The 248-nt window shown below is 68.5% G+C and carries 1 pseudogene; it reads right to left on the bottom strand.

The features are described from left to right. Positions 1-135: 135 nt before the first annotated feature. Positions 136-248 (bottom strand): annotated as a pseudogene (locus SB822_RS59515) (histidine/lysine/arginine/ornithine ABC transporter ATP-binding protein); the annotation flags it as partial.

The following is a 248-nucleotide window of genomic DNA, read 5'->3' as shown; positions in this document are numbered from 1 at the left end:
ATCGGCCCGACGCCCGACATCGACACGGGCGGCAATGCGACGATTGCAACCTGCGTGGTGCGCGCGGGACTGGACGTGCGGGCCATCAGCGGATCACAACGCGGCGGCGGGGCGAACGGGCGGACGCGGCGCGCGTTACTTCAGGCTGCCGGAGAGGAACTGCTTGAGCCGCTCGCTGCGCGGCGCGCTCAGCACTTCGGCGGGCAAGCCTTCTTCTTCCGTGCGGCCTTGATGCAGGAACATCACAT

It is taken from the genome of Paraburkholderia sp. SIMBA_054 (assembly GCF_046534875.1).
In the GTDB taxonomy this organism is placed as follows: domain Bacteria; phylum Pseudomonadota; class Gammaproteobacteria; order Burkholderiales; family Burkholderiaceae; genus Paraburkholderia; species Paraburkholderia hospita.
Note: the sequence above shows the minus strand (reverse complement) of the source record. Positions and strands in the feature narration are given on the sequence as shown.